The sequence below is a fragment of the Aureibacter tunicatorum genome (assembly GCF_036492635.1).
Classification (GTDB): domain Bacteria; phylum Bacteroidota; class Bacteroidia; order Cytophagales; family Cyclobacteriaceae; genus Aureibacter; species Aureibacter tunicatorum.
This window is the reverse complement of sequence record NZ_AP025305.1, coordinates 1846649-1861577: the sequence shown is the minus strand read 5'-3', so window position 1 is coordinate 1861577 and position 14929 is coordinate 1846649. Positions and strand designations below refer to the sequence as shown.

At 35.9% G+C, this 14929-nt stretch carries 15 protein-coding genes; 6 read left to right on the top strand and 9 right to left on the bottom strand.

Translation table 11 applies throughout. The annotated features are described in order from the left end of the window. Positions 1-201 (bottom strand): hypothetical protein, encoded by a 201-nt coding sequence (locus tag AABK36_RS08035; protein WP_309939332.1) that lies wholly within the window; start codon positions 199-201, stop codon positions 1-3. Between the two features lie 2 nt (positions 202-203). Further along, a complete protein-coding gene (locus AABK36_RS08030) occupies positions 204-1037 on the bottom strand; it encodes a CvfB family protein (protein ID WP_309939331.1) in 834 nt (277 codons plus the stop codon). 98 nt (positions 1038-1135) lie between these two features. Between AABK36_RS08030 and AABK36_RS08025 the strand changes: the two genes are divergently transcribed. Both AABK36_RS08025 and AABK36_RS08020 read left to right on the top strand, forming a co-directional pair. Beyond that, positions 1136-2320: an alpha-amylase family protein gene (locus tag AABK36_RS08025; RefSeq protein WP_309939330.1), complete on the top strand. Its 1185-nt coding sequence runs from the start codon at positions 1136-1138 to the stop codon at positions 2318-2320. A gap of 192 nt (positions 2321-2512) precedes the next feature. Next, positions 2513-2656, top strand: a complete 144-nt coding sequence (locus AABK36_RS08020; protein ID WP_309939329.1) for a hypothetical protein — start codon at positions 2513-2515, stop codon at positions 2654-2656. Between the two features lie 64 nt (positions 2657-2720). Here AABK36_RS08020 and yidC read toward each other — a convergent pair whose 3' ends face one another. From yidC to AABK36_RS08000, 4 genes are all read right to left on the bottom strand, one after another. Beyond that, on the bottom strand, positions 2721-4571 hold the full coding sequence (yidC, locus tag AABK36_RS08015) for a membrane protein insertase YidC (RefSeq protein WP_309939327.1): 1851 nt from the start codon (positions 4569-4571) through the stop codon (positions 2721-2723). A gap of 77 nt (positions 4572-4648) precedes the next feature. Continuing rightward, positions 4649-6271: a CTP synthase gene (locus AABK36_RS08010; RefSeq protein ID WP_309939326.1), complete on the bottom strand. Its 1623-nt coding sequence runs from the start codon at positions 6269-6271 to the stop codon at positions 4649-4651. A gap of 210 nt (positions 6272-6481) precedes the next feature. After that, positions 6482-7099 carry a deaminase gene (locus AABK36_RS08005; RefSeq protein ID WP_309939324.1) on the bottom strand — a complete coding sequence of 206 codons (618 nt, stop codon included), beginning with the start codon at positions 7097-7099 and terminating at the stop codon, positions 6482-6484. A 43-nt stretch (positions 7100-7142) separates the two neighbouring features. After that, on the bottom strand, positions 7143-8138 hold the full coding sequence (locus AABK36_RS08000; protein WP_309939322.1) for a 3-oxoacyl-ACP synthase III family protein: 996 nt from the start codon (positions 8136-8138) through the stop codon (positions 7143-7145). Positions 8139-8314: 176 nt separating this feature from the next. Between AABK36_RS08000 and AABK36_RS07995 the strand changes: the two genes are divergently transcribed. The 4 genes from AABK36_RS07995 to AABK36_RS07980 all read left to right on the top strand — a co-directional run bounded on the left by AABK36_RS07995 (position 8315) and on the right by AABK36_RS07980 (position 13023). Beyond that, positions 8315-9220, top strand: coding sequence for a chitinase (locus AABK36_RS07995; RefSeq protein WP_309939320.1), 906 nt, complete (start codon positions 8315-8317; stop codon positions 9218-9220). An 88-nt stretch (positions 9221-9308) separates the two neighbouring features. After that, the gene (locus tag AABK36_RS07990) at positions 9309-10598 is read left to right on the top strand and encodes a mechanosensitive ion channel family protein (RefSeq protein WP_309939317.1); all 1290 of its coding nucleotides are present in this window, start codon (positions 9309-9311) and stop codon (positions 10596-10598) included. An 85-nt stretch (positions 10599-10683) separates the two neighbouring features. Beyond that, the gene (locus AABK36_RS07985; RefSeq protein WP_309939315.1) at positions 10684-11838 is read left to right on the top strand and encodes a C1 family peptidase; all 1155 of its coding nucleotides are present in this window, start codon (positions 10684-10686) and stop codon (positions 11836-11838) included. A 105-nt stretch (positions 11839-11943) separates the two neighbouring features. After that, the gene (locus tag AABK36_RS07980; protein WP_309939314.1) at positions 11944-13023 is read left to right on the top strand and encodes a tetratricopeptide repeat protein; all 1080 of its coding nucleotides are present in this window, start codon (positions 11944-11946) and stop codon (positions 13021-13023) included. A gap of 1 nt (position 13024) precedes the next feature. On the opposite strand, the gene AABK36_RS07975 is transcribed toward AABK36_RS07980, so the two are convergent. The 3 genes from AABK36_RS07975 to trmB are packed head-to-tail and all read right to left on the bottom strand — an operon-like array spanning position 13025 to position 14861. Then, a complete protein-coding gene (locus AABK36_RS07975) occupies positions 13025-13492 on the bottom strand; it encodes a hypothetical protein (RefSeq protein ID WP_309939313.1) in 468 nt (155 codons plus the stop codon). A 54-nt stretch (positions 13493-13546) separates the two neighbouring features. Then, on the bottom strand, positions 13547-14203 hold the full coding sequence (locus AABK36_RS07970) for a phosphatase PAP2 family protein (RefSeq protein WP_309939311.1): 657 nt from the start codon (positions 14201-14203) through the stop codon (positions 13547-13549). Further along, positions 14193-14861, bottom strand: a complete 669-nt coding sequence (trmB, locus tag AABK36_RS07965) for a tRNA (guanosine(46)-N7)-methyltransferase TrmB (RefSeq protein ID WP_309939310.1) — start codon at positions 14859-14861, stop codon at positions 14193-14195. The genes AABK36_RS07970 and trmB overlap by 11 nt, the downstream gene beginning before the upstream one ends. Positions 14862-14929 lie beyond the last annotated feature (68 nt).

Below are 14929 nucleotides of genomic sequence, written 5' to 3'. Positions count from 1 at the left end.
TTAGATTTCTTCCAAGTCGTAGTCTTTGCCACGTCCTTCAAAAAGCAAATCTTGCAAAAAAGCTTCTTCCAAAGTATTGATATCCTTTAGTCTATGATTCTCGTCTTCATTGATTTCCATCACTTCAAACTCTGTCTTTTGACCAAAATTAATCAATCGATAAGTCTTACCAATTCTTAAATTATTAAATGAAAGAGGCATGATTACTTTATTTTAAGTTTAATACCATTTTCCTTCAACTCAATCAACCCTGCCTTGTACAGACTGCCAACTACTTTCTTAAAATTCTTTTTACTCATTCTGAAGACCTTCTTAATTTCCTCAGAATCGCTTTTATCATGATAAGGCAATTCACCGCCAGCTTTTATTAATTCATCAATAATGATATCCTTAGAATCCTCAACAGCTTCATAACCCTGCTTTTGAAGCGCTAAGTCTATTTTACCATCGTTTCTTATCTTCTTGATAAAGCCTTTTCTCTTATCACCAACAGCCAAAGGCTCAAACACCTCATTGTCATAAATCAAACCTAAATATCGATCATCAATGATCGCTAAAAAGCCTAAATCCGCCTTTTCATACACCAACATCGACACTTCCTGCCCTTCTTTAAGCTCCGACACATCCCTGTCAAAAAACGGGAACAACTTTGTCGTCGCGATCACTCGATTGGATCTATGATCAAGACAAAGCCTAAAAATATACGCTCGATCTTCCTGTAGTGGAAACCTTTGCTCTTTAAACGGCACCAAAAGATCTTTTTCCAATCCCCAATCCACAAACGCACCTACTTTTGTCAATGCTTTTACATATAAGTACGCAAATTGATCAACTTGAGCCAAAGGCTTTGTTGTCACTGCAACTGGGCGGTCTTGAGAATCATTGTAAACAAACACGTTCAAATCCTCTCCTACTTCCATTTCTTCCTTAAGATATTTTTGAGGTAGCAAAACCTCAGTCTCTCCGTCTGTGAGGTAAGCGCCATGCGCGCTGAACCTCGCAATTCTTAACGAATTGTATTGTCCAATATTTATCATATCACAAAGGTAACAAGATTAAAATCTATTCATTCTTTTGACTCATAAATAATTCAAACTCATTCAATGAAAAAATAGTTCTATTTCAAAAACATGCTATGAAACACATTTGCTTTATACTTATTATAACCTTAATAACAGCTTGCGGAGAAACTAAAAAAAACGACTCCAATCAAACCGATGAAGCTGAAAAAACCAATTTAATAAGCAATAATATCGACTTTTATAAAATCGATTTAGAAACATATACTGAAAGCCAATCGATAAATGCAGCGTCCAAAAGAATCGAGTTATTGAAAAAAATGGGCATAGAAGCTGTAATAATAAACCCTCTGAAAACAATTGGCAAAGGAAATACTAACGAAAGCTTTGAACTTTCAAGTCATGACACCAAGGAAGAATTGACAAAATATATTGATAAATGCCATAATCTTGACCTGAAAGTCATATTGCAATGGCCTGAAAAAGAAATGATAAATTCTAAATCATTATCTAACCAAATTGAATCATTACTTAAAATTTTTAAATTTGACGGAATTGAATTTGACAAAAAAACGAAAATAGATGCTACAGGCTCAGAACAACTCAATCAATTAGCTAATGCAAAAAAGCTTTTCATCATTGTCAATGAAAAGAACTCTTCCAGAAATTTATTTACTTACTCAAACATTCAAACAGAAACTACCAATAATACCAACTTCTCTGAATATTTGAAAAGTGTCATCCAATTAGCGGTTAAAACTCCGTCTTCACAAAAAGTCATCAACACAACTTCTATCACACATTTCGATTCTTTGTTTCAACAAAATGAGCAAGCATATTTACTTCATTCAGCAATTGTCTTCACATTGCCAGGTTATGCTATGATGAAAGCAGGAGATGAAAATGGGTTTGACAAATATTTGGTTTTAAACGGTCAAAAATGGATTGACTGGGCTGAACTAAAGTATCAGAATTTTTACAACGAACTCAATAAAGCCAAAAGCGAATATCCAACACTTTCAGGCGGTACTTCTAATATCAACATGAAGGTAATAGAAACAACCGATGATAATGTGATTGGATTTATTCGAAGCATTGACAAGAAACATGTCAGCCTTACTTTAAGCAACCCTTCGGATAAGAAGGTTAAATTCAGGATTAAATCCATCCCAGTTGGATATTACAAAAATATATTCTCTCCAGAAGAATTTCTATATGATGAAACTATCCATATCGAACTTTCCCCTTGGCAAAGCAAAGTTTTTTTAAAAGTAAAACATACCATTAACAAAGATCAATAGTTGTCTCAAAACTCAAAAAAACCTTAACTACTGATACACAATAGTTTAAAAAACATTGGTTAACTTTTAAGATATTTTTGCTAAAAACTTATACTTAGCCTTAATATAAAAGTAACTCTATTGAAATTATTATGGTATCATTTTTAACGTATTTAAATCAACAAACATTATTAACTCTAGACCTAAGAAGTTATGAGAACAAACGATGAACAATTTGTTGATGATTTTTTTAATGGAGATTTCGAAAAAAAACCTTTTGACATGGAAGAAATGGAATTTGGCAAATACGATGACATTGACGACACCTATTTAGACCAATTCAACGACGACTGGTAAACTATTTAAAAATAAAAAGAGAGACTATTAAGTCTCTCTTTTAATTTTATGCCACTAGTAGTACCTAGTTTTTCTTTTTATTCTTGTTAGCTTGATTATTAGCTTTCATCGCCTCATCCAATTTTTGTTGGAACTTCGACTTTTTCTTGCTAACATTCTTTTTCTTGTTCTCTTGAAGCATCGAATGAATCTTATCATCATCTACAAACTTTCTAATGATAGCTTGCTGACCAAAAGTTACAATATTCGATAGACAGTAGTAATAAGTCAATCCAGCAGGGAAATTATTACCAATAAACAAGAACATTACAGGCATCATATACTGCATTGTTTTCGCTGGACCTTCCACTGTTGTTGTCTGACTATTCATCCAAGTATATAGAATCAATGATATTGTCATCAATAAGCCAAATCCACTAACATGAGAACCATAGAAAGGAATTTCAAATGGCAACTGAAGAATAGTATCGTAAGTAGACAAATCATGAGCCCATAAGAAACTTTCTTGTCTTAACTCAATAGAGTTCGGGAAAAACCTAAACATCGCGAATAGAATCGGCATCTGCAACAACATAGGCACACAACCACTCAATGGATTCACTCCTACTTTTCTATAAAGCTCCATTTGCATTGTTTGAGCCTTGGCCATATCATCGCCCGCTTCAGCTTTGATCTCATCCAATTCAGGCTTTAAAACTCTCATTTTCGCCATAGACAGGTATGACTTGTATGAAAGCGGCGCAAGAGCCAACTTAATAATCAAAACCAATATCAATATAATCAAGCCATAGCTTGAAATATACATTTGCAAGAAATTGAATATTGGGATCACAACAAATTTATTGACCCATCCAAAAATCCCCCATCCCAAATTCAGGTTTCTAGAGAAATCAGTCGTTACATCTTTTAATATGTCGTAATTATTTGGACCGAAATAATATTTGAAATTATCCGTACCGCCTCGCAAATCCTTAACAGGCACTGCAAAAGAAGCTTTAGCCTTTTTAACAACCATTGTATCCAATGAAGAAGGCAATTCTGTAGACACAACAGCATTAGACACTGGGCTTGAAGGGATCACAGAAGACACAAAGAATTGTTGCTTGAAAGCGATCCAATTAACCGGCTCGGTAACTTTTTCTTCCTCAGCATCTTCAGAAGTCGCGGACAAATCATCAAAAGTACCGCTTGTAGTATAGAAATTAACAGTCGTATTGCCTCTCTCGCCACTATTGCCATAAAGGTTCTTTTCTGCTCTTGTCAGATTATCTTGCCACACATATTGAAGATCATTTCCTGTGATGACATTTTCCAGACCTTTGATATAAAACTTGTTTTCAAGTTCATAGCCCTCTCCTAGAGTATACACTTGCTCAATATAATTTTGCTCATCGACCTTCAACTTAAAGGAAATCGATGATTTACCTCCACTAGCAACTGTCGTAACTTGCGAAGCATTCGTTGCAAAATATAATTTGGATAAATCAACTGTGCCGGATGACGTTTTCAATTCCATTGAAAAGTCGTTTTGCCCGCTTTTCAATAAATTCAAAGGACGCTGATCCCATGTCTTGAATTTCTTAAGCAACACATTGTCAATACCTGCACCTTTAGAAGAGAATGTAATCTTAACAACATCATTCTCCAAGATAAAATCACGATTTTCTCCTTCCACGGCACTAGCGAATACTCCATACCTTTGAGAGTATCTAGCATTCTTCACAGAATCGCTTAGATTATCGAATTTATTCTCAATTTGCTCAATTTCATTATTGCTTGGCAATTGATCAACATTCTCGGCTACTGGAGTTGCTCCATCTTGATTTTCTTTCTCAGGCTCAGGAGCAAAGAAAAATGTGTACGCCAGAAGGATTGATGCGATTAAAAGTAGTCCTATCGACTGATTCTTATCCATTTTAAATTTTATTATTAAATAATTAACGCTTTAACCTACAGGCTAAAGCGTTATGAAAATCCCATATTTAAACAAAATTAACTTTTATTTTTGTGATATTCTAGCGCAGCCTTAACAAATGCAACAAAAACAGGCTGAGGCTTAATCACAGTACTTTTCAATTCTGGGTGGAATTGAGTACCTACGAAAAACGGGTGGTTTTCAATCTCTACAATTTCAACAAGTCCAGTTTCAGGATTGATTCCCGAAGCTTTCATTCCCGCATATTCAATTGCTTCCAAATACTTATTGTTGAACTCATAACGATGTCTGTGTCTCTCTTTCACAGTATCATTGCCATGGTAAATTTTCTTAGCCAAACTTCCCTCTTTCAATTCACACGGGTAAGCTCCCAATCTCATCGTTCCACCCATTAACTCTATATCCTTTTGATCTTCCATCAAGTCAATCACTGGATCAGGAGTATTAGGATTCATCTCTGTTGACATCGCTTCTTTAAGGCCAAGAACATTTCTTGCGAACTCAATCACTGCGCATTGCATTCCCAAGCAAATACCAAAGAAAGGTATCTTGTTCTCTCTAACAAAATTCACTGCTGTGATTTTGCCTTCAATCCCTCTCTCTCCAAAACCTGGCGCTACCAATACTCCATCAGAATCACTTAAAAGCTCTTCAACATTTCCAGGATTCACAGACTCGGAGCTTATCCAATTAAGCTTAACCTTGCACTCGTTTTCAGCACCTGCATGCACAAAAGACTCAACAATTGACTTGTATGCGTCATGAAGCTCAACATACTTACCTACTAGCGAAATCTTAATCTCATCCGTCGGATTCTTCAACCTTCCCAAGAAATCCTTCCAAAGATCAAGTTTTGGCTCGCTTTCATATTGAATATTAAGTTTTTCGATTACTCGCTCGTCCAACTTCTCTTTCTTCATCAAAAGAGGCACATCATAAATTGTGTCCGCATCAATTGACTCGATTACGGAATTCAATCTAACATTGCAAAATAAAGCTAATTTTTTTCTGATCTCTTGAGGCAAAGAATGCTCAGTTCTGCAAACTAAAATGTCTGGCTGAAGCCCTGCTTCCAAAAGTTGCTTTACAGAGTGTTGAGTAGGTTTAGTCTTTAATTCTCTAGCTTTCGCCAAGTAAGGAACTAAGGTTAAGTGAATGACGATAGCATTCTCTTCTCCAAGGTTCATTCTAGCTTGTCTTACAGCTTCAATGAAAGGCAAAGACTCGATATCACCAACACAACCACCAATCTCAGTAATCACGATATCATACTCGCCAGTCTCTCCTAGTTTGTAGAAATTATTTTGGATTTCATCTGTAATGTGAGGGATCACCTGAACGGTTTTGCCAAGGTAGGCTCCTTGTCTTTCTTTAGTGATTACATTATGATAGATTCTTCCTGTAGTGATGTTGTTCGCTTGAGTGGTTTTGATATTCAAAAACCTCTCATAGTGACCTAGGTCTAGGTCTGTCTCTGCCCCATCTGTTGTAACATAGCATTCTCCATGTTCGTATGGATTCAACGTCCCTGGATCAATGTTGATATAAGGGTCGAATTTTTGGATCGTTACAGAAAGTCCTCTCGCTTGAAGCAATTTCGCCAAAGAAGCGGCAATGATTCCTTTCCCTAATGATGAAGTAACACCTCCTGTTACAAATATGTATTTAGCAGCACCCATAAGTTATTGTTAATAATTACATTTCTTGACTTACGGGATACAAAGGTAATCATTTGCCTGAAAATTTTATTATTTTGACGTTTTTAAAACCTAAGTTTTTTAATTCCAAAGTCAAAAAATCTGAGAATCAGCCAAGTAATATTCCTTCGTCTCAATACTTACAGCCTTTGTTCCCTTGTTTTAAAATAAAATTTCATACCAAAGCCTAAACTATTCTTCAAACTCTGTTTGACCTTGGCTCTTGATTTCACTCAATAAATTCATTCCTTGGCTTTCCATCGTTTGCTTGAACTTTGATGATTCAGAAAACGAAAACTTATTCAGTTCACTCCACAAACTCGATCTAAATTGACTATACGGTTCGCTTTGTGACAGACTTAAACTATAATACGCTTTTTTGATATTCGCTTGCATAATTGCAGTCAAAGCCAATGGACTTGGAGCGCAAACCATATAAATTTCACAATCCGATAAATCGGCTTTTTTCAACTTTTCACTAGCCTTTTGTATAGCTAATAGCTCAGCTTCAGCAAGGGCGTTTTTTTGACGTTTAATACTCAACTGGGCACTAGAAACGATTTCACCATTGCAAACTAAACAAGCTCCAAAAGGCCCTCCTTCTCCAGCGATATACGCGTCCAATCCATCGTCATACGCTTTTTTCATTGCTTTCACACCTATATCATCCAACGCGCCTTGCATTTGGCTTGGAATCATAGCTCTAGCATTAGCATCAAAGCTCAAAGCAACCAAAGAGCCAACTCCAGTCCATAAAGCGGCTCTAATCATCTTGCGTCTCTCTTCAGAATATTGTATTGAATTTTTCATAATTCATTTTTCAGAATGAACATGAAAAATTCCAATAATGTTATCACCATCTAATCAAAGCCGAAGCCCAAGTAAATCCACTACCAAATGCGGCTAAACATAGTAAATCACCTCTCTTCAACCTTCCTTCTTCAAATGCTTCGCTCATAGCAATCGGAATAGAGGCTGCGGTCGTATTCCCATATTTCATTATGTTATTGAATACTTTCTCAGGAGGCAAACCTAATTTTGTTTGAATGTACTGGCTTATACGCAAATTTGCTTGATGAGGAATTAATAAATCAATATCGTCTTTTTCATAGCCATTGGCATTCAACGCTTCTCCAATTACCTCCATAAATCTAACTACGGCATGTTTAAAAACAGCGCTCCCATTCATGAAAGGCTTGGTCGTAGGACCTTTAATCAACTCCGGAGTCAACCTTGGCGGCCTGCTGCTACCCGGATCTTTCACATACAACTCCTCCGCAAAACGACCATCAGAATGAAGATGCGTAGAAAGAATACCTTCATCTCCTTCAGCTCTTTGCACAATTGCGGCACCAGCCCCATCACCAAATATCACTGCCACATTTCTACCTTCATCATTCAACTCAAGACCAGTAGACTGAATTTCAGCTCCTATCACCAATACATTTCGATACATACCTGTCTTGACAAACTGATCAGCTACTGAAAGGCCATAAATAAAGCCTGAGCAAGCATTTCTTATGTCCAAAGCAGGTATCGCCTCTAATTCCAAGTCTCTTTGCAACAAAACTCCTGAACCAGGAAAATAATAATCAGGCGTAATAGTCGCCAAAATGATCATATCTATTTCTTCCTTTGCCATGCCGGCTCTTTCTAAGGCCATAAGAGTCGCTTCTTTGGCCATGGAAGAAACAGTATCTTTACCCGGTGTAATATACCTTCTCTCTTTTATTCCTGTTCTCTCCTGTATCCACTCATCGCTTGTGTTCATCAATTTTTCCAGATCATGATTAGTTACCACTCTATCTGGCACATAATGCCCAACGCCAACTATTTTAGATGCATGCATATCTTACTCCATTTTGATTAAAAATTATCCCTTTCACTTTGAAAATTTAACGCTATTCTCATTATCTAGTTACTCATTTACATATCCATAGCTATGCCAGCAAAGACTTAAACATTAAAACTCCAAGAACATCTTTGAAAAGAATAAGTTAGCATATGGAGTAAAACAATAAAAAAATGAAAAATAGTTACCTTGCCACTTTATTTATAATCATTTTGTTGAATTTCTCTTCCTGCAATAATGATGATGACACCAAGCCAATTTCATTAGCAGACGACCCTGCGGCCAAATCAATTAGAGATATATTCACCAAGGAGGATTTTGAACTCTGGTTTCCCGACTCCATCATGGCATGGGGATCAAAAACCAGAACCAGAAATCCATTTTACTCATACGAAGCCTTCATCGAAGCCGCTAAAAGATATCCAAAATTCGGAACGGAAGGCAGCGTTGAGCAAAATAAAAAAGAAATAGCAGCCTTTTTAGCCAATTGCGCTCATGAAACCACAGGAGGTTGGAGTACAGCTCCAGGTCCTCACGGGACTTATTCTTGGGGTTTATATTGGATAAGAGAAGTTGGCTGCACTCCTCAAAAGCCTTGTCAGCAATACACTGTTCCGAACCAAGAATATCCTCCAATGTCCACAGAAGGATATTATGGCAGAGGCCCATTGCAAATTAGCTATAACTATAATTACGGAAGATGCAGTGAGGACTTATTCGGAGACAAAACTATCTTGCTTAAAAATCCTGACATGGTTGCGACAGATAGCGTCCTAGCCTTTAAAGCCGCTCTTTGGTTTTGGATGACACCTCAACCACCCAAGCCATCTTGTCACCAGATCATGTTGGAAGACTGGGTCCCATCTCGCCAAGACTCGATGGCTAATAGATTGCCAAAATATCAATTCGCCATGACTATTGTGGTTATTAACGGAGGTGTCGAATGCTATGGAACGGGAACTCCTTCCTTGCAAGCCTTGAACAGAGTTGGTTTCGACTCTCTTTTCCTTGATTTTTACAATATCAAGAAAGATCTGCCTGTTTCTGACTGCGATTGCAGCAAAATAAGCCCATATTAACGCGAAATAAAATTTCAAAAAAAAATCATATTAGAATTTGACACAATCTTTATAATTTTAAGGGCTTATCAACCTAAAAAATAATAAAGTGTCAAATTCTATTTTTTTCAACAACAACTTAGACGAAAATCAAATTGATCATTGGTCCGAAAACTATGTGGAAAGCTACAACCTTCCTGAATGGTTCGAAAACCTGATATATGTAGCTGTAGATTTAAGCATTTTAATTTTCATAGGATTAATCGTCAATAAACTCACCAAAGTCATTCTTCTTAAAAGCCTCACTGCTCTTTTTAAGAAAACCAAAAATAAAATCGACGATGTTCTTCTGGAAAAAAAAGTATTCAACCCTTTGGCTTATCTAGGTCCTGGGTTAGTCGTAATTTTTTTAAGCCCCTATATTCTTAGCAAACATCCCGAAACTACAACAATTGTCATGATTGTTGCCAAGGTTTTTGTTACTATATCTTTTTTAATGTTTGTTAATAATCTAGTTAATGCACTAGAGCATTTATTGGAAAACAATAAAAATTTCTATGACAAACCGATAAGCAGTTACGCCCAACTTATCAAAATAATCAATTACGTCATCGGAATCATATTCATAGCGTCTTTCATCTTCAATAAGGATGTGATGCATATTTTGACAACTCTTGGAGCGCTAACGGCTGTGATTATCTTAGTATTCAAAGACACAATACTCGGGTTTGTCAGCAGTCTTCAAATATCAGCATATGATATGATTCACGTTGGCGATTGGATTACTATTCCTTCTTACAAAGCTGATGGCACCGTCATCAAAATCACATTAAATGTGGTTAAAATCAAGAACTTTGACAATACTATCTCCACAGTACCCACTTATGCCTTTATCACTGATTCTTTTCAAAACTGGAAAGGCATGTCTGAGTCTGGAGTAAGGAGAATGAAACGATCAATCAATATCAAAATGAGTAGCGTAAAATTCTTGGATCAAACACATCTTGATAAACTAGGGTCTTATAAACTCATTGAAGATTATTTAAATGAAAAAACAAGATCCATAGACAAAAGCAATGATCAAGAACTCGTCAATATAAACAGTGCCAAACTTACTAACTTGGGAACTTTCAGAGTCTATGCGGAAAAATACTTAGCCTCCTTGGATACCATTTCTAGCAGACACACTCTAATGGTAAGACAACTGCAACCAACATCTCAAGGAATCCCTTTGGAAATTTATTGCTTTATAAAAGATACTCAATGGGTTAACTATGAAAAAATTCAATCCGATGTGTTTGATCATCTAATCGCTTCTGTGAATGCATTCGATCTTGAAATATTCGAAACGCCTACTGGTAAAGATTTACATCATTTCAACTTAGAAGCGCAAGTATAATTTCATAGATTTTTGTATATTAAAGCTTATTTGGCATTCATATGCTGAATAAGCTTTTTATTTTTTAATAATTTAATTTATTAATATGAACAAATTAAGCAAGTTGTTATCGCTAGGCTTTTTGGGTTTGTCTCTTTCAGCTTTTGGCCAGACGGAGATAGAGTTTGAGAATCCAAGAAAAATATCTGAAGATATTGATTTGGAAGTGACGGAAGTAAAAAACCAAGCTGAAACGGGAACGTGCTGGAGCTTTTCAACAACTTCTTTCATTGAAAGCGAACTAATAAAAAAAGGCAAGGGAGTTCATAATCTTTCTGAAATGTATAATGTCAGAAACGTCTATCCACAAAAAGCCGAATTATATGTAAAAAAGCATGGTCGGGCACAATTTGGAGAAGGCAGTTTGAGCCATGATGTCATCAACTCCATAAGAGAATATGGTATTGTTCCTGAATCTGCATATTCAGGCATCACTTTTGGCGAATTGCACAATCACCAAGAAATGATAAACGTGCTTAAAAAAATGCTTACCGCTGTTGTAGAAAACAAAGGAGGCTCCATAACTCCTAAATGGTCTGAAGCATTCAATGCAGTACTTGATGTCTATCTGGGAAAAGCTCCTCAAGAATTTGAATACCAAGGAAAAACCTACACTCCAAAGTCATTTGCTGATTATTTGGATATCAATCCTGATGACTACATATCATTGACATCATTCACTCATCAAGATTTCTATGATAGCTTTGTCCTTCAAGTGCCGGACAACTTTTCCAATGGAGAGTTTTACAACCTTCCACTTGACGAACTCATGGAAGTTATGGACTATGCTTTGGAAAATGGCTATACTATTTCTTTAGACGCTGACGTTTCAGAAGAATTTTTCTCTGCAAAAACAGGAATGGCAATCTTGCCGGCTAAAGATTTTGACGATATGGATGAAGATGAAAAAGAAGGCGTATTCAAAGTCAACACTCCTGAAGTAATCGTTACACCTGAGTTAAGACAAATGGCTTATGAGAATTATGAAACAACTGACGACCATTTGATGCATTTGACTGGAAAAGGAAAAGATCAATATGGAAACCCATTCTACAAAGTTAAAAACTCTTGGGGCACCAAAGGCAAAGGCTTTGAAGGTTATGTTTATCTTTCTGAAGCATACATGAAAATGAAAACAGTTTCAATACTATTGAATAAAAATGCCTTGCCTAAAAATATAAGAAAAAAACTTAATGTTTAAGTTCTAATTTGCTTTTGACAAGAACATTTAAGCTTATATTGCAAAGGATTGCCTTCAGTCAATTTTTCATTGAAGGCAATTCTACACTAACAATCAATATTCCATATGCATAAGAGTTTTACCCTTGCCTTAATCCTTTCGTTGTCCACATTCAGTGCTTTTTCTCAAAGAGAATCTTTGGACGTTTTGTATTACCAAAATCAACTGGATAAAATATACTCAATTTGCGAGGGTAAATTAGCCTCGAATCCAGATGATATTGACGCTAAGCTTTGGATGGGCAAAGCCAAACTGAAAGAAGGTAAATCTCAAGAAGCATTCGATTACTTTGAAGAAGTATCCAAATCAAAGGCCTCGAATATTGACCATAAATGCGAAGCGTATACAGGCATGGGCTCTTGTTACTTCTTTGAAGAAAATTACAAAAAAGGGAAGTCATACCTTCAAAAAGCTTTTAAAATGGAAGCCAGCGATGCCTCAAGGCATGACACATACAAACGTATGCTATTGCTAGGTTCGGAACAAAGCTTTAAAGATTGGCAAAAAATAGAATCCAAACACTTCAATTTTTACTTTCACCCTGAACACGAAGTTGTAAATAAGGAAATATTTATTTCAGAAAGAGAGAGAGCTTATGAAAGGGTGAACATCTTTTTCAACGACAATAAATACAATCTGCCCAAAAAGATCGATTTTTACATTTGGAGCACGCTGGAATACTCCAATCAAGTGCTAAAAAAAGATATTGGATATGTTGATCCTTTATTTTGCGTGGCACACACGCACAGAGAACAAACCAAAGGGCATGAAATAACTCATATCATCTCTTATAATACCATTGATATAGAAATTGAAAGTCCTTTTATCACCGAAGGTACAGCTGTTCATTTTGATCTGACGCGAAAAAACAAACTTAAAATCGCCAAGGAGAACATTGAAGAAATCAACTATCCAGATATCAAGGTCATAGATATGTGGAAAAACTGGAATAGCGTACCTCGAAAAATCTCCTATCCTGTAGCAGGAGAATTCATTCAATTTATGATCAGAGAAGGAGGAAAAGACAAGTTCTTAGCCTTTTTCAAAAATCAAACTTTCGAAAACGGGCAAAAAATTTATGGCCTAGAGTGGGAAAGTATGATCAATAAGTTTGAAAATCGTATAAATAACAAAGACGGTATCTAAACTAAGCTACCGCCTTTTCTTCTTCTGTTTCATAAAGATGGAACTCTTCTTTGATAACAACACTATTGTTAGATTTCACACCATAATGATATAATAGATAAATGCCATTCACTGAAATCAAATATGAGACCAATTGAATTTCAGAAAAGCTAAAAGCCAACTCTGAAGGCATTGAGAACTGCATCAAAAGCATTAACTTATCTACCATTAGAACCCCTAAGCCTGTTACTACAAATTGAATAGACAATCGGTTAACCGGACCAGCGCCCCATTTCCAATAATGCTCCATTGTTCTGGAAATTTTTCTGATCAAATGCCAACTAATCGTAATGGACAAAAAACAAGAAAAAAAAGCAAATCCATGAAGTTGTGTCATTTCCATTCGATCATAATAATCTGAAAGAAACACTAAAACAGCAACTAATGGAATCAATATAAATCTGAGTGTAGAATCTTTGTAAATCGTCATATTTCTTAAGTTACTAAAATATAACGAATTATGCTTGGTTTATTATCCAAGGTTTCAAGCTAGAACAAGCTTTTTCATCATAAATGGACTATTCAACCAAGGCATTCGATTAACTTCATACAGTCTCCATACTACCGCAACAGAAAAAACGCCTATAATAGATCCAAAGAAAATATCGACAAAAAAGTGTTGTAATAAATAGACACGAGAAATACCAACAAGTCCTGCAACTAACAATCCAAATATTGTAAAGTATCTATTCTTCAATATCAAGCTCAAAAATATGAAAATAACGAAAGCGGATGCAGTATGCCCTGAAGGAAATGAGTGATGTCCATGCACTTTAACTCCTTCGACAAAATTCAAAGCAACATCATAATTCTCAAAAAACAGCTTCGGCCTAGGCAAGTCAAAAACAAATCGTTTCATGACTTGCACTATCAGCGTCTGCAATACGATAATTTTAGCCAACAATACAAAGTAAGAATATCTCACAAATAATGTAGCTATGCCTAATACAGCAAATAAAGCCCCATCGCCAAGATAAGTCACATACTTAAAAAATAAATCTCCAAATTGTGTATGTTGGTCATTAAGCCATAACTCTAATTGACCTTTTGGATAAATCAAAAGCAATGCTCCCAATCCAACCATATAAAAAATATACAAGGCAGTGCCGAGCCCCAAATACTGATTAGTTTTAATCATCATCCTTAAATTGAAATTTCATGTATTTAATTTTTTCACCCAAAGCGTAGAACTTAGCCTCAAACCTTGTCTTAATTCCATAATGATCCTTCATCAATTCTTCATCTTCATAAAGATCCTTAGTAAAAACATGGCTCTTAATATCATCTCTTTGCTGAAGCAATTCCAATGTATAATCAAAAAGGCCTGTATTGTCCGTCTTGAATTTTATCCAACCGCCAGGTTTTAAAATTTTCTTATACATCTCCAAAAATCGGGTATGAGTCAATCGTCTTTTCTCATCCCTGTCTCTTGGTCTAGGATCAGGAAAAGTGATCCAGATTTCAGAAATTTCCGATTCTCCAAAGAATTTTTCCAACATCAATATTTGCGTTCTCAAGAATGCCACATTATCCATCCCAGCGTCTATTGCTTGAGAACTACCTACCCACATTCTTGAACCTTTGATGTCAACCCCAATAAAATTTTTCTCAGGCATTTTCTCGGCCAAGCCAACAGTATATTCTCCATTGCCGCAAGCAAGCTCTAAAACAATATCATTTTCATTTTTGAAATGCTCGCTATTCCATTTACCTTTGGCTGCTTCGAAAAACTCTTTCCCTTGCTGAACTATATTATACCTTTGCTCATTATCAGCAAAACGCCCTAATTTATTTCTCATCTCTGCTTATTCCTTCTACGAATATTATATTCTCGTTTAAACACAATTCGCAATTTAACCTTTTTAAG

Bases quoted from the DNA above. Each gene is read 5' to 3' on its own strand.
- AABK36_RS08035 (WP_309939332.1), bottom strand. From the start codon at position 201: ATGCCTCTTTCATTTAATAATTTAAGAATTGGTAAGACTTATCGATTG.
- AABK36_RS08030 (WP_309939331.1), bottom strand. From the start codon at position 1,037: ATGATAAATATTGGACAATACAATTCGTTAAGAATTGCGAGGTTCAGC.
- AABK36_RS08025 (WP_309939330.1), top strand. From the start codon at position 1,136: ATGAAACACATTTGCTTTATACTTATTATAACCTTAATAACAGCTTGC.
- AABK36_RS08020 (WP_309939329.1), top strand. From the start codon at position 2,513: ATGAGAACAAACGATGAACAATTTGTTGATGATTTTTTTAATGGAGAT.
- yidC (WP_309939327.1), bottom strand. From the start codon at position 4,571: ATGGATAAGAATCAGTCGATAGGACTACTTTTAATCGCATCAATCCTT.
- AABK36_RS08010 (WP_309939326.1), bottom strand. From the start codon at position 6,271: ATGGGTGCTGCTAAATACATATTTGTAACAGGAGGTGTTACTTCATCA.
- AABK36_RS08005 (WP_309939324.1), bottom strand. From the start codon at position 7,099: ATGAAAAATTCAATACAATATTCTGAAGAGAGACGCAAGATGATTAGA.
- AABK36_RS08000 (WP_309939322.1), bottom strand. From the start codon at position 8,138: ATGCATGCATCTAAAATAGTTGGCGTTGGGCATTATGTGCCAGATAGA.
- AABK36_RS07995 (WP_309939320.1), top strand. From the start codon at position 8,315: ATGAAAAATAGTTACCTTGCCACTTTATTTATAATCATTTTGTTGAAT.
- AABK36_RS07985 (WP_309939315.1), top strand. From the start codon at position 10,684: ATGAACAAATTAAGCAAGTTGTTATCGCTAGGCTTTTTGGGTTTGTCT.
- AABK36_RS07980 (WP_309939314.1), top strand. From the start codon at position 11,944: ATGCATAAGAGTTTTACCCTTGCCTTAATCCTTTCGTTGTCCACATTC.
- AABK36_RS07975 (WP_309939313.1), bottom strand. From the start codon at position 13,492: ATGACGATTTACAAAGATTCTACACTCAGATTTATATTGATTCCATTA.
- AABK36_RS07970 (WP_309939311.1), bottom strand. From the start codon at position 14,203: ATGATGATTAAAACTAATCAGTATTTGGGGCTCGGCACTGCCTTGTAT.
- trmB (WP_309939310.1), bottom strand. From the start codon at position 14,861: ATGAGAAATAAATTAGGGCGTTTTGCTGATAATGAGCAAAGGTATAAT.